This is a genomic window from Metabacillus litoralis (assembly GCF_020524045.1).
Taxonomy (GTDB): Bacteria; Bacillota; Bacilli; order Bacillales; family Bacillaceae; genus Metabacillus; species Metabacillus litoralis_C.
Map to the genome: position 1 here is coordinate 102,795 of NZ_JAIVKL010000006.1, position 18,022 is coordinate 120,816.

16 protein-coding genes are annotated in these 18,022 nt (G+C 35.0%); 8 read left to right on the forward strand and 8 right to left on the reverse strand.

Annotation, left to right across the window (positions count from 1 at the left end; genetic code table 11):
- Positions 1 to 47 precede the first annotated feature (47 nt).
- From LC076_RS11150 to LC076_RS11170, 5 genes are all read right to left on the reverse strand, one after another.
- Positions 48 to 1,493 (reverse strand): PH domain-containing protein, encoded by a 1,446-nt coding sequence (locus tag LC076_RS11150; protein WP_226668815.1) that lies wholly within the window; start codon positions 1,491 to 1,493, stop codon positions 48 to 50.
- Entirely contained in the window at positions 1,490 to 2,008 is a 519-nt protein-coding gene (locus LC076_RS11155) for a PH domain-containing protein (RefSeq protein WP_226668819.1), read from the reverse strand. The genes LC076_RS11150 and LC076_RS11155 overlap by 4 nt, the downstream gene beginning before the upstream one ends.
- Positions 2,009 to 2,574: 566 nt before the next feature.
- Positions 2,575 to 3,879: an MFS transporter gene (locus LC076_RS11160; protein WP_226668821.1), complete on the reverse strand. Its 1,305-nt coding sequence runs from the start codon at positions 3,877 to 3,879 to the stop codon at positions 2,575 to 2,577.
- A 445-nt stretch (positions 3,880 to 4,324) separates the two neighbouring features.
- Positions 4,325 to 5,077: an SDR family NAD(P)-dependent oxidoreductase gene (locus LC076_RS11165; protein WP_226668825.1), complete on the reverse strand. Its 753-nt coding sequence runs from the start codon at positions 5,075 to 5,077 to the stop codon at positions 4,325 to 4,327.
- 140 nt (positions 5,078 to 5,217) lie between these two features.
- Positions 5,218 to 6,075, reverse strand: a complete 858-nt coding sequence (locus LC076_RS11170; RefSeq protein WP_226668827.1) for a dimethylarginine dimethylaminohydrolase family protein — start codon at positions 6,073 to 6,075, stop codon at positions 5,218 to 5,220.
- 313 nt (positions 6,076 to 6,388) lie between these two features.
- Between LC076_RS11170 and LC076_RS11175 the strand changes: the two genes are divergently transcribed.
- The 3 genes from LC076_RS11175 to LC076_RS11185 all read left to right on the forward strand — a co-directional run bounded on the left by LC076_RS11175 (position 6,389) and on the right by LC076_RS11185 (position 9,426).
- On the forward strand, positions 6,389 to 7,258 hold the full coding sequence (locus LC076_RS11175; RefSeq protein ID WP_226668830.1) for a cation diffusion facilitator family transporter: 870 nt from the start codon (positions 6,389 to 6,391) through the stop codon (positions 7,256 to 7,258).
- 181 nt (positions 7,259 to 7,439) lie between these two features.
- Positions 7,440 to 8,582, forward strand: coding sequence for an NADH-dependent flavin oxidoreductase (locus LC076_RS11180; protein WP_226668841.1), 1,143 nt, complete (start codon positions 7,440 to 7,442; stop codon positions 8,580 to 8,582).
- A 172-nt stretch (positions 8,583 to 8,754) separates the two neighbouring features.
- A complete protein-coding gene (locus LC076_RS11185) occupies positions 8,755 to 9,426 on the forward strand; it encodes a YczE/YyaS/YitT family protein (RefSeq protein ID WP_226668844.1) in 672 nt (223 codons plus the stop codon).
- A gap of 369 nt (positions 9,427 to 9,795) precedes the next feature.
- On the opposite strand, the gene LC076_RS11190 is transcribed toward LC076_RS11185, so the two are convergent.
- Both LC076_RS11190 and LC076_RS11195 read right to left on the reverse strand, forming a co-directional pair.
- Entirely contained in the window at positions 9,796 to 10,089 is a 294-nt protein-coding gene (locus LC076_RS11190; RefSeq protein ID WP_226668847.1) for a Dabb family protein, read from the reverse strand.
- 142 nt (positions 10,090 to 10,231) lie between these two features.
- Positions 10,232 to 11,062, reverse strand: a complete 831-nt coding sequence (locus LC076_RS11195; protein WP_226668849.1) for a MurR/RpiR family transcriptional regulator — start codon at positions 11,060 to 11,062, stop codon at positions 10,232 to 10,234.
- A 199-nt stretch (positions 11,063 to 11,261) separates the two neighbouring features.
- On the opposite strand from LC076_RS11195, the gene LC076_RS11200 reads away from it, so the two are divergent.
- Genes LC076_RS11200 through LC076_RS11215 form a run of 4 tightly spaced genes read left to right on the forward strand, consistent with a single transcriptional unit; the run spans position 11,262 to position 15,457 of the window.
- Positions 11,262 to 12,146, forward strand: coding sequence for a cell division protein FtsQ (locus LC076_RS11200; protein ID WP_226668853.1), 885 nt, complete (start codon positions 11,262 to 11,264; stop codon positions 12,144 to 12,146).
- The gene (locus LC076_RS11205; protein WP_226668855.1) at positions 12,146 to 13,870 is read left to right on the forward strand and encodes an ABC transporter ATP-binding protein; all 1,725 of its coding nucleotides are present in this window, start codon (positions 12,146 to 12,148) and stop codon (positions 13,868 to 13,870) included. The genes LC076_RS11200 and LC076_RS11205 overlap by 1 nt, the downstream gene beginning before the upstream one ends.
- Entirely contained in the window at positions 13,845 to 14,663 is an 819-nt protein-coding gene (locus LC076_RS11210; RefSeq protein ID WP_226668858.1) for an energy-coupling factor transporter transmembrane component T family protein, read from the forward strand. The genes LC076_RS11205 and LC076_RS11210 overlap by 26 nt, the downstream gene beginning before the upstream one ends.
- A 23-nt stretch (positions 14,664 to 14,686) precedes the next feature.
- A complete protein-coding gene (locus LC076_RS11215; protein WP_226668861.1) occupies positions 14,687 to 15,457 on the forward strand; it encodes a PHP domain-containing protein in 771 nt (256 codons plus the stop codon).
- A 243-nt stretch (positions 15,458 to 15,700) separates the two neighbouring features.
- Here LC076_RS11215 and LC076_RS11220 read toward each other — a convergent pair whose 3' ends face one another.
- Positions 15,701 to 16,546, reverse strand: coding sequence for an ABC transporter ATP-binding protein (locus tag LC076_RS11220; RefSeq protein WP_226668863.1), 846 nt, complete (start codon positions 16,544 to 16,546; stop codon positions 15,701 to 15,703).
- 383 nt (positions 16,547 to 16,929) lie between these two features.
- Here LC076_RS11220 and LC076_RS11225 point away from each other — a divergent pair, with 383 nt between their 5' ends.
- On the forward strand, positions 16,930 to 17,979 hold the full coding sequence (locus tag LC076_RS11225) for an NAD(P)/FAD-dependent oxidoreductase (protein ID WP_226668865.1): 1,050 nt from the start codon (positions 16,930 to 16,932) through the stop codon (positions 17,977 to 17,979).
- Positions 17,980 to 18,022: the final 43 nt, after the last annotated feature.

Sequence of the window (18,022 nt, forward strand, 5' to 3'; positions counted from 1 at the left end):
GTTCTTATGATACACAACTATACTTTATTTTTGAAAAATAATCAAAATCATCGGGTCTGACCCTTATTAAACGATTTCTTATAATACCAATTATAAAATGTGGTTGCTTCTTCTTTTGGTACTCCATATAGTTCACTTTCATATAATGGGTTTGCTTTGTTAGAAAACAGTAAAGTCGCCACACCAAATCGTCTTTGCAGCCAAGAATGTTTTATAGTTATTTGTTGAATTTGTTCTCGGTGAGTAACAAAGGTGCTATTCGTCAGTCCTCCTTTTCTAATTTGCACTGTATTGCCATGACGAATATAGCTTGTGAACAAATAATCTAGAACACGTAAAGAAATAGACAAAGTAAATATGATTGCTGAAAACCATAGCCACTCCTTTTTAAAGAGATATAGTCCAATAAGAGCAAGAATTGTTAGGTAATAGGGACGAAGAAGCTTTAGCCATAGAACCTTCATTGGAAATCGTTCCATATGTTCTTCAATAACATAATTAGGTAACATTTTATGTAGAATTTCATAAGCTTCATGTTTTGGCATAAAGGGGTATAAAGAACTTGTTTCTTGATCTTTCTCTTCAAATGATTTTGTGCTGATTAGCTTAATTGAAGCTAGTCCTAGGATTCGCTTGAGAATTGTTTGTTCGACAATAACTGCTTGAACTCTATTTTTTGGAATGGAAAAGCTTGTGAAGTTACCTATTCCTTTTTCAATAAAAATTTGCTCATGGTTATCGCTAATCACATAGTTTCCATACTTCATAGATGTCTTGATGAATCCTATGATTATTGATAAAGCTAGAGCAAAAATGAAGAGGATGATCAATATCCACCAATGAATAAATAAGTAATCAAGAGCACTTTCTGCTGTTTCTTCAATTTGAAAAAAATCCGCTAAGTTAAAATAAATAGCGCTTAGTAGAGGAAAGATTGCTAGAAAGCTTAGTGATGTAAATGATGCTTTCATTAAATCTTTCTTGGTTGATTGAAAATGAACGGTTCTTTCATCTACTGGATTCATTTTCTCTTCTTTTTCGCCATTTTGCTTTGCATCAAGTTTTGAAAGAATTCTTTTTCTTTCTTCTATTGTTATAACTGGAAAATCAATCGTTGAATGATCGCCAGTTGTACCGGTATCTAGTTCAAGCGAGGTAAGTTTAAACCAACGATGAACAAAGGTTGTCTTGGATGTGTGATTATGAATACGATTGAAAGCTACAGTACGTTGTTTTTTTATAAAAATACCCTCAAATAAATATACTGTATCGCTCGTGATTTCATAACGGGTCGTCATCCACTTCAAGATTATCGAAAACACTGTGAAAACAGATGCGATGATAAGTATATATCGTCCCCAAATGACCCAATTAGACGTAGAAGAGGCCTTAAGGATAAATAGGAAAAGGTAGAAACCAATGGAGTTTTTAATAAATGAAAGTAATTCAACTGCAATTAGAGCAGGATGATATCGTTTTCTTCCATCTTTCATGCACCTTTTTCTCCCTCATTGAAATCTTGATCTTGCAGTTTTGCCCATGTAGCAATTTGGAACTTTAAATCTTTTGCTTTCATAGCTGGAATTGCTGGAATCACGTGGCTCGAAGTTGTTGTCCCTATTTCAATATTATAAAGCTGATATCGTTTCATTAACGGGCCTTGCTCTGTACGAACATATTCAACTTTCTCCATAGGTATTAACGTGTGAACTTCTTGCCATTTTCCATGTTTTAGCTGAATAAATTGCTGGTCAATTTTATAACGCCATGTTTTTAGCAAATAAATTGGTTCAATTACTATCGAATAAACGGAAGATAGCATTAGAAATCCACCTAGAACATACAACACAATACCAATCCATTCATACCAATCAAATTTCTTTGTGCAAAGAATGAGTATCGCAATAATTAATAATGCTAAAGTGTGTCCTATTGTATTTGAAGTTCTCCATACTTTTACAGCGTGTTTTGAAATTTTCTCTGTTGGTTCATCAATTTCGATATACATTCTTCTATTCACCTCAATTTCTAATACGAGTATGAAGATAAAAAAGTTCCAGAAAATTGTATTTATGTAATGCTGTTTTTCAAGGGATTGTTGATAGTGAATTTCTTAGAGTGGAATGAAGCCGAAGACACTTGATCTCTCTGGGTGAACTAGAATAGGTCGAGACCTGACAGTAGAAGCTGAAGAGGCTCGACCTTTTTGACAATTGTGTTCAAGAAAATGGAACGGATTAATTACTAATAAAAAAACAAACAATGCCGTAAACAGTAAAAACATTCTATTGTTTGTAGAAAGAATTGAGCTAAAGAATAAGGCTATGTTAAAGCTTATGGTTGATTTTTAGCACTTGATTGAAGTGAAAGGCATGAGACTCCTGCGGGAGAAGCGTGTCGAAGGGAGACCCCACAGGCGCTTGCGGCGAGGAGGCTTCCGGACCTAGGAAAAAAGGTACTTTTTTCCCGGGAAAGCGAATGCCTGTAACGGAAATCAACCACAAAGTTTAACAGAGCCAAGAATAAAAAGAAAACAGCTGTTAAAAATGTTTCTCCAGCTGTTTTACATGTTCTTCAATTTTCAGTACGACGCCTAAACAATATAATGATGAAAATAAGCAGAATCGAAAGTGCACCACCTGAAAGAGAGAGAGAGGGAAAACTTGTATACGCAACAATAATACCTGAAAGAACTCCTCCAGTTGCTCCTGCTAAAGCAATGAATACATCAACTGATCCTTGTATTTTTGCCCTGTTTGATGGGTTTGTTGCATCGACGAGTAGAGCCGTACCACTTATTAAGCCAAAGTTCCATCCAAGTCCTAAAAGAGCAAGAGAGATTGTTAAGACAACCATTGAGTCAGTAGGAGCTATGGCGGCTAAAATACCTGCAGTAAGTAGTGTTACTCCTGATAAAATGCTCATTGGAATGCGTCCAATTTTATCCACGAGAATTCCTGTAAAGAGAGAAGGGAGGTACATAGCACCAATATGGACGCCGATGATCATTCCTACTTCATTTAAACCATGGCCATGATGTCCCATATGAACAGGAGTCATCGTCATAATTGCAACCATAACAATTTGCGTTAAAATCATTACCGAAGCACCAACAACAATCCCATGCTTAAGTACAGGTTGCTCTTGGAGTTTTACATCTGAAGTATTACTTGCTTTATTTTCTTTTGCAAAGGCAATCGCTTTAGCGACAACTAATGGATCTGGGCGAAGGAAAATAAGCAGGGTGAAACCAGCAAGTATATAAGCGACAGCCGCTAAGATGAATGGTCCTGCTAATGCAGGAATGCCAATTGAAAGGGCAAATTCACCCATAATACCTACTAAGTTCGGACCAGCAACAGCACCAAAAGTAGTTGAAACCATTGCGATACTTACTGCAGTTGCACGTTGTGTTGAATGTGCTAGATCAGTTCCTGCATAGCGTGTTTGTAAGTTTGTCGCAGTGCCTGCTCCATAGACTAGTAGTGATACAAACAGCAGGAAAATGTTATTGCTAATAGCAGAAATTATGACACCAGTCGCCCCAATACCACCAGTGAAAAATCCAATCGCTAATCCTGGACGTCGGCCATAACGTTGTGAAAATCGACCAACAAATAGAGCTGCTCCAGCAGATCCCAAGGTGAACAATGCAACAGGAAAACCAGAAAAACTATCAGTACCAAGCATATCCTTAGCCAGAAGCGCTCCAACAGTAATGCCTGCAGCAAGCCCTGCTCCACCAAAAATTTGCGCAATAACAATGATCATTAATGTTCTTCGATATAATCCGCGTTGTTTTTCTGTGTTATCAATGTAGCTTTGAATATTGGTTTGCTTTTTTTTTATAGCCTCGGAACTATTTGGGTTATCCACCATTTATTTATCCACCTTTAGTAGTATAAGGATGAGTGTTATGTATAAATTGTATTTTGTTAAAGTAATAGAAATGCCAAGATATACTAAATGCAATAAATATCTAATTCTATTGAGAGAAGACATTCTTTAAAACTAGTAATAAGTGAATTATAGAAGCAACAAAATTAGATAGTCAACAGTTAGCTCTAAGAATGAATAATCAAAGGCTCTTTTCTGAACGATCGTTGCTGTGTAACTAAAATTTGGAATAAAAAAAGTGTTTTACCACTATAAGGGTATTATTTTATGAAGAAAAGATGCCACTAATCTTAATACAGTGCTGATGCTTAGCCTATTTAAAAGCAACAAAGTTTGCGAAATAGCCTAAGCAAAAAAACCCGGACAAATGTTGGAATCAACGTTTGCACGGGTCTTGTGAAAAAGGTTCTATTCATTTGCATATTTTTTATATGGTATATGGATTAGCTTCAATTTTTTCAGCTTTAGAAACAGCTTCTTCTAGTGTCAGTCCGTAAAAGTTTTCAGCGTGGAAAAAGCGCCCGCTTTTTTTGTCATTAACAAATGCACCGACTGCAACTCCAGGTAATGCACTTTCAACTGAATTTGGTGCTTGAGAGCCACCAAGATCAGTTTTACACCAGTTAGGATCAGTAATATTGATCATGACATTTGTTCCTTCCAATCTAGAAGCTAAATCTTTTGTGAATTTATCAAGTGCCGCTTTACTTGCAGCATATCCTGCTTGTTCAGGCTCATTCTTAATACCACTTGTTGTGTTAATCACACGTCCAAAGCCACGATCAATCATTTTAGGAATTAAGCGATTACATATCGTAACCATTGCAATAAAATTAATGCGGAAGCTCATCTCGAAATCCTCGACAGGTGTGTTCCAGTAATCTTCTCTATAGGCAATTTGAACAGCAGCATTATTAAAGACAATGTCTACACGTGTTTCTTTAGCATCTATTTCATCAAGCATAGCAACAACTTCGTTATGATTAGCTAGCTCTGCCTGAACACGATAAGCAGCAACCCCAAGGGCCTTTACCTCTGCCTCGAGTTTTTTTGTGTTGTTTACATCTCTGCTATGTAAAATAAGATTACAGCCTTGCTTTGCCATAAAAAGGGCAGTTTGATATCCAATTCCCCGACTTGCACCTGTGATAAGAGCCCATTTATCTTTTACATTAATCAACGTAATCTCTCCCTTTATATAATGTTGAATAACATCCACTAGTAAAGATGATATTCAATTTTATTTTTCATAACCATTATAATAAAGTAATCGATAACTTTTCAGTTATAGCGTCTTGAGGATGATTTAACGACAAATAGTTATTGTTTTTCTCGTAAAATTGGTAATGTACAGCAACGGAAGGAACCACCTGATTTTATAATTTCAGTGATATCTACCTCAATAACTTCAAACCCTTTTTCACGAAGCTTCTTATTAATTTCTTTATTGACAGGAAGACTAATAATTTTGTTTTGACCTAGTGATAATATATTTGTACCAAGTGTAAATTGCTCTTCTGCTGAAACCTCTATTAATTCATAGCGAGAGGAAAGTAGCTCAATTTGCTCTTTTTCAAATGCTTCTTTAAATATGATGGCGACATTTGGAGAAATCACATTAAAAACACAGTCTAAATGTAAAAACTTTTCCTTAAACGGAAGGATCTTCACCTCATATTGTGTTAAAAGGCTCTGAAGGTGTTCAGCAGAGTATTTTGTCGTTCGGCTACTTAAGCCAATATAAATGGTTTCACCATCGATCATCACATCTCCGCCTTCTATGCGATCCTCAGCTAAGTTATAGTAAGAAAGAACTTCATCATCAAGCCATTGTTTTAACACATCTTCTTCACCCATTCTTACATCACTTGCCATTTTTGCAACGAAAATAGTTTGTCCAAGTGTAAAGCCGATATCGCGTGTAAAAACTTGTTCAGGAAATTTCTGATGATACGGAAGTAGAATCACTTCAACTCCATTTTCACGTAATGTTTTAACAAACTCCCTGTGTTGTTTTACGGCTTTGTCTATATGGATACCCACATCTTCAAATTGTTTTTGAGTCTCATTGATCACATCGCGTATTGTCATATATTGTGGCTCACAAAGAATGACTCTTTTCAATACATCATATTCGTTATGGCAAGAAGTCACTTTAATTTTTGAATGTACCTGCATTTTATCTCCTCCAAAAATCACCTGTTTTATTAATAGGTTTTACCCTATTTGAGAATAATATTTACCTGGTGTCTTAATAAAAATGTTTTAATTTAGCTTTTTTTCATACACTATGGTTGTTAGTCAACTTTAAGATTTTTTTGGGAGAAATTTATAAGTCTTGAAGAAGAGACACCTCACACAACTTATTTCCCTCATCACGACGAAATAAAACAATGTATAGGGAATATTTTAGATAATAAAGGTGAAATGCAAGGGTGTTTATATTTATATCATGCTTAATGTTAAAGGCAACTAAGTGGAGGCTGAATATATGGATGATAAAAAGTATGCTGATTTGAAATTGGGAGAACGGGGAGCAATCATTAGTATTATTGCGTACATATGCCTATCGGCTTTGAAGTTGTTTGTGGGGAACATTGGTGAATCAGAAGCATTACGAGCTGATGGATTAAATAATGCGACAGACATTTTAGCTTCTGTTGCCGTTTTAATAGGCTTAAGGCTCTCACAAAAACCAGCAGATCAAGATCACCCTTATGGTCACTGGAAATCAGAAATGGTTGCGTCATTGATCGCATCATTTATTATGATGGTTGTCGGTATTCAGGTTTTATTTGGGGCAGTAACCTCTATTTTTAGAGGCGGAAATCAACCTCCTGATTTGATAGCTGCATGGACAGGGATATTTTCAGCACTAGTTATGTATTTTGTTTATCGCTTTAATAAAAAGCTGGCTCTGAAAATAAAAAGTCAATCGGTTATGGCAGCAGCTAAAGATAATTTGTCTGATGCACTTGTTAGTATTGGAACAGCAGTAGGGATAATCGGCTCACAATTTCATTTACCTTGGATGGATCCATTAACAGCAATTATTGTAGGACTGATTATCTGTAAAACAGCGTGGGAAGTTTTTAGGGGGGCTTCCCATCAGCTAACAGATGGCTTTGATGAAAAATTAATTCGTGAATATAAAGAATCTATTCTAGAAGTAAAAGAAGTAAATGAAATTAAAGATATAAAGGCGAGGAGCTATGGTAACAATGTTGTGGTTGATATTGTGATTACAGTAGATTCTACGTTAGATTTTAATACGGCCCATGACATTTCAACAATGGTCGAGGAAAAATTAATGAAAGAGCATGAAATATATACTGTTCATGCTCATGTAGAGCCACAGTAAGGTAAGAGAAGCACATTCTTACAAGCATTTAAATGTACATCGTTTAATTATTTTATTAAGATAACACTATCTTAAAGCTGTTTTCGCATACGATGTTGTTTTTGGGAAGTTATTTCCACTGGGTGATCCCCTGGGCGCAATAATTTTGAAGTAAACAGCTAACTTAAAAGGAGGAAATAAAATGAATAAAAGTAATGAAGGTTTTTTATCACCATTTACATTTTCAAATGGAATTGAATTAAAAAATAGAATCGTAATGGCACCGATGACCAACTTTTCTTCTAATCAAGATGGAACTGTAACAGATGAAGAAGTGAAGTATTATGCAAGGCGTTCAAATGGGGTAAGCATGGTGATAACTGCTTGTACATATGTTACTGCTAATGGAAAAGGATTTCATGGTGAATTTGGAGCAGATACTGATGAAATGATTCCAAGCTTAAAGAAATTAGCTCAAGGTATTAAAGATCAAGGTGCTAAGGCAGTTTTGCAAATCTTTCATGGAGGAAGAATGTGTCCACCAGAATTAGTTCCAAATGGGGAAATTGTCAGTGCGAGTGATATTCCTGCAGAAAATGGAGGTGTATCAACTGAAGAGCCAGACGTGAAACCAAGAGCTTTGACAGAAACTGAAGTAGAAGAAATCATCAATGCTTTTGGTGAGGCAACTCGTCGTGCAATCGAAGCAGGGTTTGATGGAGTTGAAATTCATGGCGCGAATGGATATTTAGTGCAACAATTCTTTTCACCACATTCTAATCGTCGAGAAGACCGATTTGGAGGAAGTTTAGAAAAAAGAATGACTTTTCCTCTAGCAGTCGTAGATAAAGTGAAAAGTGTTGTAAAAGAGCATGCAGCTTCACCTTTTATCGTTGGCTATCGTTTCTCACCAGAAGAACCAGAAACACCTGGAATTACAATGGGAGATACGTTGACCTTGGTTGATGCTTTAGCTGATAAAGGGCTTGATTATTTACATGTATCTCTTTTTGAATTCTTTTCAAAGCCAAGAAGAGGTGTAGAAGATCTGACTAAGTCTCGCATCGCTTATTTACAAGAAACCATCAATAATCGAGTACCTCTTATCGGTGTAGGGTCTATCTATTCTGCAAAAGATGCTCGTGAAGCCTTTGAGGCAGGAGTTCCTTTATTAGCTCTTGGTAGAGAATTAATTATAGATCCTGATTGGGTTCAGAAAGTTGAAGAAGGAAAAGAAGAGGAAATCGTGACATCGCTTGATAAAGAGAAGCAGGAACAATTGGTTATTCCAGATCCTCTATGGAACGCTATTATTAACACACCAGGCTGGTTCCCAGGAGTATAATATTTCAGAAAACATAGATTACAGTGACTGCCCTAATCTCATGTTATATTAGAATAAAGTTATGGATATTGACTCTGTTCATTGTCTGTTGATTTTTGTTTTCATCAACAAAACAGCAACAAAAAATAGAGCTTATTCTAGCTTAAATATAACATGAGATAGAGGAGCAGTTATGAGTAAGAAATGGATTCTTCGCTGGTCTTTTTTTATTGTTGGGATACTAATTTTAGCATTAGGTATTTCATTAACGATTAAAGGCGAACAATTAGGAATAGGTCCATGGGATGTTTTTCACTATGGATTGTTTATTAGAATAGGGTTAACAATTGGTTCATGGTCAATTATCATTGGGTTTTTATTATTGTTTATCACATCAGTTTTTAATAAAACCTGGCCAAAAATAGGAGCCTTTATTAATATGTTGTTTCTAGGAATATTTATCGACTTTTTCAACTGGTTACTACCTACTATTGAAAGCTTTGCTGGAGCAGTTTTGGCATTTATTGTAGGTGTTCTTTGTATAGGGCTTGGTATTGGGCTTTATGTTTCTGCAGATTTCGGAGCAGGTCCAAGAGATAGTGTGATGCTTGTAATTGTTGAAAAAACCGGGTGGAGTATTCAGTGGGTAAGAAATGGGATTGAAGTACTTGTGTTTATTCTAGGCTGGATTTTAGGAGGCCCTGTTGGACTAGGTACGATTATTATTGCTTTTGGATTAGGACCCATTTTAGGGTTTTCAATACCGAGATGTAAAAGAGTAATTCAGTATTATTTGGATAAAATTGAGTCTAATGATCTTCTTATAGAACAAAACAGAAGGCTGGGACATAAGTATTTAAGCTAATGATAAACCCGAATTATTAAGTGATATGTTAATTAAACATTCGCCTAATAGTTCGGGTTTTTATTTACCGTCTTCAATAGTTTTTTTGATTTTGAAACTATCTTTAAGAATTAGTGGAATGGAGCGGAAGACACTCGACTCCTACGGGAATTGAGGAAAGGCTGAGACCCCGCAGGCTTGCCGAGGAGGCTCAGCTTCCTCCCCGTGGAAAGCGAGTGTCTGCAGCGCAATGGAACGAACTTGTTTCTTTCAGCTTAACTGAATTAGATTTATTCGTCTTTTTGTATGACTTCTTTAATTATGTCCAACCTCTTTTAGGTAAAGAGCCTAAAGAAATCACACCAGCAATGACAGCTTTCAAGCTTGAAATTATAGCTCTATATCTACACCAATGCTATCAACTCTACCTACTTCACGAATGAATGCAGCAACTGCTTGGTGATCTTCATTTGCAGTATATGCATCTAATGCAGCTTGGTTTTCAAAACGCACCATAAGGATTACTTGGTATTCTTTACTTTTTTCAGCTAAGTTTAAACCCGCATAAATTTCATTGATTCCTGTTAAAACATCTTTTAATGCTGTAAAACGATTGACAACTTCTTGGAATTGTTCTTGTGTTGTTGTTTCAGCAAATTTAAGAAGCACTGTACGTTGGATCATCTATTTTCCCTCACTTTTCATGTTATTCACCTTCTTCATTTTACAATTAGTCTTTTTTGATAGCAATTATTTAAATTAATTATAAGTGGACAGTTTAGTAAAAAGATATGAGTAGATTTTACAGGTCTATTGGATAAATAAATCATCTAGGTAATTCAGTAGAATACTGTTTTCTTAATAAACTTAATTTATCAAGGCGTTTTACATTTTCTTCTTTATCCTTCATTCCAATGGCAATAATTAAATTCTCAATAATAAATGTTGGAGCAATCATCGAATGAAAGTCTCTCATTTCACCTCTACTTGCAAACATGACAACATCAGCTTCTTTTGAAAAGTCTGAAACAAGTTGATCTGTAATCAATATCGTTTTAAATCCTACTTCTTTTGCGTAATCTAAGATTACTTTTGCTTCTGGTAGTAACCGGATAAACCCAAATAATACGATCACATCTTCTTTTTTTAAATGCATTAAACGTTCAAACAATTCACTACCGCCTTTATTTATTGTTTCAATTTCCATCCCGAATCTTGCCATACGATAGTGCATTAATTCCCCTAAGCCAACAGAAGGACCAGGGCAGTGTATATAAATCTTTTTTGCCGCTGATAAATATTCTACTGCATGTTGAAAGGAATCTTCTGATAATTCCTCAATTGTTTTATATAAGTGATTTATAGACAGAGAAAGCGTGTGATTTTGAACATCTTGACCTTCAACTCTCCTCATCACATTTTTAAATTTACCTGCTGGTGATACTTCTAATTGTGAGCTTATATTGAGTTTAAAGTCTTTTAAGTTTTTAAAACCTACAATTCGCCAAAAACGAGAAACAGAAGCGATACTAACCTTCACAGCTTCTGCTATTTCTTGTTCTGTCGAAAGTAATACTTTATGTGTATTTTTCTGTATATAATCAGCAATTTTATATTGACTTGGTGACATTGTTTTTATGTTCCAATGAAATTCCATGTTTTATAATTGCTCCTTCTTATGTTTGTTTTTCAAACGTATCATAGCACATTCATAAAAGTACAAAGTGGAAAATGATAGTTTTTTTACATAATGTTAAAAAATGATAAAAAATTTACAAGTATTTTACAACAAGCTTATATTTGTTTAATATCCAGGTTTTAGAATAAAGGTAATCGAATTAAAGGAGGTAATAAAAATGAGTCAAATCAATGAAAGATATGTTCTTACCCAGTCACAGAAAATGATGGTGTTTATTTTATCAATGTCTTTATATGGTTTATCTAACATGATTACTGAATTAGTGCCATCCGTGAATTTAGGTCCTATTGAATTTTCAATTGAGTATTTTGCATTTATTCCTTTAACTCTATGTATCTTGTTTCATCCACTGTATGCAGCAATAGGAGCTTCACTTGGAGAAATCATCTTCGGTGAAATTATGCTAGGACAGTTTGGTGGATTCGGTGAATTGGAAAAATTCATTAGTTTCTCCCTCGCTATGTTTATTGCAGGCTCACTAGTGAATGATCCAAAAAATAAAAGACAAGTGGGAATTGCTGCTATAACAGGTGTGATTATTCACCAAGCTCTTAGCTCAATGGTGGATATTGGAAAAGTGTGGATTGGTATTGAGGAATTAGAAACAGTCCCTGGATTAGCAGAAAGTGTAGTTGTCATTGAAGGCTTTTCCTTTTTGAACGATGTTTTATTTTCGGGTATCTTGTTTGCTTTATTACCCACTTTATATTTAGTTCCACGCTTATATGGAAAAATTGAACCTTTACTAGGAATGAAGCCTAGAGATATAAACATTAAATACTCGATGAAACAAGTACTTGCACCTAGGTTAATCGTTGTGGGCGTTATTCTAGCTTGTTCAGCGTTTTTGTTCGAATATTTATCAGAAGCAGGATTTAATGTGGAGTGGGAAGCTGATTTTGTTGAAACATATGGCGAATGGTTTATTTGGTTAAGTTTGGGTGTTGCGGCGATTGTTGCTTTTATGACTGTCATGATGTTAATCAAAAATAAACATAAAAATTCTCCAGAGAATGAACATGTAAGTAAGAGGATTTCTTGATGACACCACAGATTATGTTTGACAAAGTATCTTTTCAATATCCTGGCGGTGATGATCTTGTTCTTAAGAACATTTCCTTAACAATTAATAAAGGTGAGTTTGTTGCTGTTATGGGGAGTAATGGTAGTGGAAAGTCCACTCTTTGTAAATTGATCAATGGGTTAATTCCACATTATTATGTAGGTGATTTTTCTGGAAAAGTCATTGTGAATGAGAAGTTAACAACAGAGCATAAAGTAACAGAGTTATCTAAGCATGTTGGCTATGTTTATCAAGATTTTGAGAATCAACTTGTTTGCCCACGTGTGCTAGAGGATGCAAGTTTTGCGCCTTTGAATTACGGAGATCCGGATTTTAAAGAAAAAGGGAAAGAAGCTCTAAAATTGGTAGGATTGCAAGGACATGATGAGGAGTTTATATGGCAGCTTAGTGGTGGCCAGAAGCATTTGCTCGCTTTGGCAGGTGCCTTATCTCTTGATCCAGATATATTAATCATCGATGAACCAGTTGCACAACTTGATCCTTTTCATGCTGAGGAAGTATATAAAATTTTAGAAAAACTCAATACACAATACGGAAAAACAATCATTGTTATTGAGCATCATACGGAATTTATTGCTGAATATTGCGATCAGGCTATCTTGATGGACAAGGGAGAACTTATTTGGAAAAAGGAAACAAAAGATGCGTTAAGAGCAGTTGATCAATTGCTGAGAAGTCATATCTTTCCTCCACAGGTGACACAAGCTGCCTATAGAATAGGAAAGTCTCAAAATAGCAATTTACCAGTAACATTAGAAGAGGCAGTTACTTATTTCTCTGAACAAACAAGATGTTCAAGTGAAGAAACAATAAAGTTAAATTCTACGAGAGATATGGGAGAAGCTATTCTTTCACTAAAGAATGTCCATTTTTCATATAAAACGATTGATCGTATGAGGAAACAGGTATTAAAGAATATTAACTTGGATTTTCATAGGGGAGATTTAGTTGCACTTGTTGGTACAAATGGAGCGGGGAAATCATCGTTAATGAGACTAATAACAGGGCTTGTCAAACCTGAAAACGGTGATGTTATTGTAAAAGGAATGAATACTCACAAATATTCACCTGAAAAAATGGCTGATATTGTCACTTATATCTATCAAAATCCTGAAGAAATGTTTATTGAAGATTCTGTGCGAAAAGATGTAGAGTTTTTTTTGAAATCACGAAAAGTTCCAGAATTTAAAGCGTTGGTAGACAATATTCTCAATCAATTTGAATTAAATGATCTACAGGATAAAGATAGTCGATTAATGAGTGGAGGACAGCAACGAAGAGCATCATTAGCCATTGGAGTCGCAATGAATCCTTCTGTGATTTTACTGGATGAACCAACAGCAAATTTAGATATTGCTACCCGTAAACATATTACTAATTTAATCGCCTCATTAAAAGATAAAGTCGATACTGTATTAATTGCAACACATGATATGCAGCTTGTTGCAGAGTGGGCCAACCGAATTATTGTTTTGCATGAAGGAAGAGTCATTCATGATGGAGATCGTACATCCGTTTTCACTAATGAGGAGCTACTGCATTTTGCAGGATTAAATCCACCACAAATAGTAGAGTTAAGTAGAAAGTTAAATCTATCACCACTTACTTATACAGTAGAGGAATTTGTTCTTGCGATGAAGAGAGAGGAGAATGTAAGTGGAATTTACAAGACAACTGTCTGATAAGCTCTCCGTTGAACAAGTGAAGATTGAACTGTTAAATACCGCGTATGGAAATAATAGTACATATCTTGCAAAATTAGATCCTCGGACACTTTTTATTTGGTATCTATTTTTTGGCATCTTTCCATGGTTTATCCATAATCAAGCGATATTAATTGGGATGTTTGTTTTTATGATTGTGACAACATTCATGGCTAAAGTGAGTCCATTGATCGTTTTTATTCTGGTTTTGGGCTTATTGGGGCAAGGTGGTTATCTACTGATCGCTTCATGGTTTTTTGGTGGTGATTTAAGCGTCATTTTACCGCTTATGATTCTTACACTAAAACTATCAATTATTTCATTAGCGAGTATTACAGTTTTTTGTTCAATGGATCCTGAAAAATTAAGTAATGGGTTGCTTCGAATTGGCGTTCCAGGACAGGTATCATTTTGTATTGCTTATGGATATAGGATGTTACCTAGTCTTCTAGAAGAATATCATCATATCTTTCTATCTTTCCGATTACGAGGAAAAGCACCTGATAAGAAAGGGATCTTATATTGGCGATCTATTATCTATTTTTCAAAAATTGCTGTTTTATCATTCTATCCGTTGCTTTTAAGTACATCTAAAAGAGCAAGAACAACAGTAGAAGCATTAGAAACACGAGGTAGCTTTTATGCCTTTAATCATTCAGAAGTAAAACGGATCAAACTTGCTCATTTATCCTTTCGTACCCAAGATTATCTGTTCTTACTGTTTTCTACCTTGTATATTATCGGCTTATTTATGTTAGGAAGCTACTACTAAATAAATTTATCACGGAGGCTATTATGATAATAGATTTTCATACACATGTAAAAATCTCTAAAAAATCAATGTTTATGCCAGAATATTTTCAAGAAATGATGAAAGAGGCAAAAGCCAGTGGGTTAACAGCATTGGCAATGACAGAGCATTTTAATACATCTCGGTTCAATGATATCTACGATTTTCTAGATAAGCATTATGAATATAAGCAAGATTACTATGACATTGAAGGGTTAAAGCTATTTCCTGGTATTGAAGTAGATATAAAAGAAAATGGTCATATTTTATTAATTGGAAATAGACATGATATCGTAGAGATTCGAGCGAAATTAGAAAATCATACGAATGAAGAACAGTTTATTTACTATGATCAATTGTTAGATTTAGCAGAGCAATATAACGTCTTAAAAGTAGGTGCCCATCCATTTAGAGAAAGCACACCTCTTTATCATCTTAATAAAAAACAAATTCGTCGATTAGATGCATTGGATTTGAATGGTAAAGATTTATATGCGCAAGGCATAAGTGCTTATCGAGAAAAGCTAAGTAACTTTGCAGAAGAGTTGGACCTTCCTGTTGTTGGTGGAAGTGATACCCACCAATTTTTCCAATATGGCAGTGTTTATAATGATTTTGAGGAAGAGTGTTGTTCTGTCGATGAGATAAAGAGGTGCATTTATTCAGGCAAGTATGTGGTGAAAACATCCGATAGTCTTGAACTAAAAGTCAAAGCGGCGATTCATGTTAAAAGGCTTTTGAAGAAAGTGTTATCTGAGAAAAAGGAGCTTGTCTAACGATAGTTTGATAAGTTTAACGATATCTATGGGGGTGAAGAGAATTTTTCTTCACCCTACTTAACGTGAGTGGCGATCTTCTATGGCTCTTTTCTGAACGGTTGTTACTATGTAACCAAAATTTGGAGTGAAAACAGAGTTTTTTCACTATAAGGGTACTATTTCATGAAGAAAAGATGCCACTAGACTTAATATAGTGACCAGAATTTCTAAAGTTAGTACATTTTGTTTTCATCAGATGTCCTAATAACTAGCAGCAACAGTAGAGTAAATAGAATCAGTCGTTGTTTTTTTATTTTGTTCTTCTTTTAATAAGTTGTATGTAATGCACATTGGTTTGTTCGTACGAGGATCTTTGCCTATTTCTGCATCAATATGAAAAACCTCTTTAAGCACTTCATGAGTAATGACTTCCTCACAATCACCAGACTTTACAATATGTCCTTCCTTTAGAGCAATAATGTAATCAGCAAAGCGAGCTGCTTGGTTTAGATCATGAAGAACCATAACTATTGTGCGATCTTGTTCTACATTTAGTTTTTGTAATAGCTCTAGAACTTCTAGTTGATGGGCCATATCTAAATAGGTTGTTGGCTCATCAAGGAAAATGATATCTGTTTCTTGGGCAAGTGCCATCGCAATCCAGACTCTTTGACGCTGGCCACCTGAAAGGTCATCAACAGAGCGGAATTTAAAATCTATTGTACCAGTTACTTCAAGAGCCCAGTCAATAATATCGTAATCCTTCTTTGTTAATCGGCCAAAGCCCTTTTGATATGGAAAACGTCCATATGATACAAGTTCACCTACAGTTAGGCCGCTAGCACTTTCAGGTGTTTGAGGCAGAATAGCCATTTTCTTCGCAAGTATCTTTGTGTTTTCTTTTGAAATGTTTTGACCATCTAAAAGAACCGAACCAGATTGATGTGGGATGATACGAGTGATGGCTTTTAGCAAGGTAGATTTTCCACAACCATTTGAACCAATGATTGTTGTAATTTTTTTATCAGGAATTTCTACACTTAGATCTTTAACAATAAGCTGTTCCCCATAGCCAATTTGCAATTTATTTGTATATAGGCGAACCATTGTGTACCCCCATTTTAAGTATATTTTTGGTTCTAATTGAAAATAATTATCAGTGTTGATAATTAAATACTATCTTGCTTTTATACTGGTGTCAACTGCATTTCTTCTAAAAATATCCTTTTTTAGGAGAGGTATTGAAATTTGATTACATGATCTGTTAAGGAAAAAGCTTGAAACTCAAAAAAACTATTCTCGGAGTAAAAATTTTATTAGATTTTAAAATCGTGCTGGATTCATCAATAAAGTCTAATCAACAAGATTCACGAAATTATTATTTGTAAAACAATAATTATAATAAAAACAGCATTGAAAAAAATAAGAAATCATTGTATATTTAAATGAGAATGATAATCATTAGCTGTATAAATGAGGAGTGGAATGAAATGGAACAACATGAACTATTCGATGTTACAGTTATAGGTGGAGGCCCCGCAGGTCTTTACTCAGCTTTTTATAGTGGACTTAGAGAAATGAAAACAAAAATAATTGAATTTCAACCACAATTAGGCGGTAAGGTTCATGTATATCCTGAGAAGATGATTTGGGACATAGGGGGTCAGACCCCAATTTTAGGTTCAAATTTGATTAAGCAACTTGTTGATCAAGGGTTAACTTTTGATCCTACTGTTGTGTTGAATGAGAAGATTGAGTCTATTTCTCAAATCGATGATGGAACATTTGTGTTATCTGCTGCTTCAGGTATGAAGCATTATTCAAAAACGATTATTGTGGCCGTTGGTGGCGGTATTTTAAGTCCGCAAAAATTGGAAATTGAGGGCGCTGAGAAATATGAAGTGTCTAACCTACACTATACAGTTAAATCATTACAACGATTTAAAGATAAAACAGTGATTATCTCTGGTGGAGGAAACTCAGCTATAGATTGGGCCAATGAGTTAGAGCCAATTGCGAAGAAGGTTTACTTAACTCATAGGAAACCAGCATTGTCAGGACATGAAGCCCAAGTCACACAGCTGTTAAGTAGTTCAGCACATTGTTTCTTACAAACATCCATTACCAAATTAATGGCTTCTGATAATCATGAGGAAATCGAGCGTGTTGAATTAACAAATCTTGAAACTGGGGACATTACATATTTACCAATCGATGAAGTGATTATTAATCACGGGTATGAACGTGATGCCTCACTTTTAGAGAATAGTGAAGTGAAATTAGATCTAACAGATAACTTCTATATTACAGGGAGTACAACAAGTGAATCTTCTGTAGAAGGTATTTATGCAGCTGGAGATATATTAAAGCATGAGGGGAAACTTAACTTAATTGCGGGTGCATTTCAGGATGCTGCAAATGCGGTAAATAAAGCCAAATTGTTTATTCAACCCGAGGCTACAGCAATTGGAATGGTTTCTTCTCATAATGAAATTTTTAAAGACAGAAATCGTAAATTAATTAGAGAGATGGTTAAATAATAGGTATGGTTTTTATCTATAGCACCTGAGTCAGTGCGAAAGG

Bases quoted from the DNA above. Each gene is read 5' to 3' on its own strand.
- LC076_RS11150 (WP_226668815.1), bottom strand. From the start codon at position 1,493: ATGAAAGATGGAAGAAAACGATATCATCCTGCTCTAATTGCAGTTGAA.
- LC076_RS11155 (WP_226668819.1), bottom strand. From the start codon at position 2,008: ATGTATATCGAAATTGATGAACCAACAGAGAAAATTTCAAAACACGCT.
- LC076_RS11160 (WP_226668821.1), bottom strand. From the start codon at position 3,879: ATGGTGGATAACCCAAATAGTTCCGAGGCTATAAAAAAAAAGCAAACC.
- LC076_RS11170 (WP_226668827.1), bottom strand. From the start codon at position 6,075: ATGCAGGTACATTCAAAAATTAAAGTGACTTCTTGCCATAACGAATAT.
- LC076_RS11175 (WP_226668830.1), top strand. From the start codon at position 6,389: ATGGATGATAAAAAGTATGCTGATTTGAAATTGGGAGAACGGGGAGCA.
- LC076_RS11180 (WP_226668841.1), top strand. From the start codon at position 7,440: ATGAATAAAAGTAATGAAGGTTTTTTATCACCATTTACATTTTCAAAT.
- LC076_RS11185 (WP_226668844.1), top strand. From the start codon at position 8,755: ATGAGTAAGAAATGGATTCTTCGCTGGTCTTTTTTTATTGTTGGGATA.
- LC076_RS11190 (WP_226668847.1), bottom strand. From the start codon at position 10,089: ATGATCCAACGTACAGTGCTTCTTAAATTTGCTGAAACAACAACACAA.
- LC076_RS11195 (WP_226668849.1), bottom strand. From the start codon at position 11,062: ATGGAATTTCATTGGAACATAAAAACAATGTCACCAAGTCAATATAAA.
- LC076_RS11200 (WP_226668853.1), top strand. From the start codon at position 11,262: ATGAGTCAAATCAATGAAAGATATGTTCTTACCCAGTCACAGAAAATG.
- LC076_RS11205 (WP_226668855.1), top strand. From the start codon at position 12,146: ATGACACCACAGATTATGTTTGACAAAGTATCTTTTCAATATCCTGGC.
- LC076_RS11215 (WP_226668861.1), top strand. From the start codon at position 14,687: ATGATAATAGATTTTCATACACATGTAAAAATCTCTAAAAAATCAATG.
- LC076_RS11220 (WP_226668863.1), bottom strand. From the start codon at position 16,546: ATGGTTCGCCTATATACAAATAAATTGCAAATTGGCTATGGGGAACAG.
- LC076_RS11225 (WP_226668865.1), top strand. From the start codon at position 16,930: ATGGAACAACATGAACTATTCGATGTTACAGTTATAGGTGGAGGCCCC.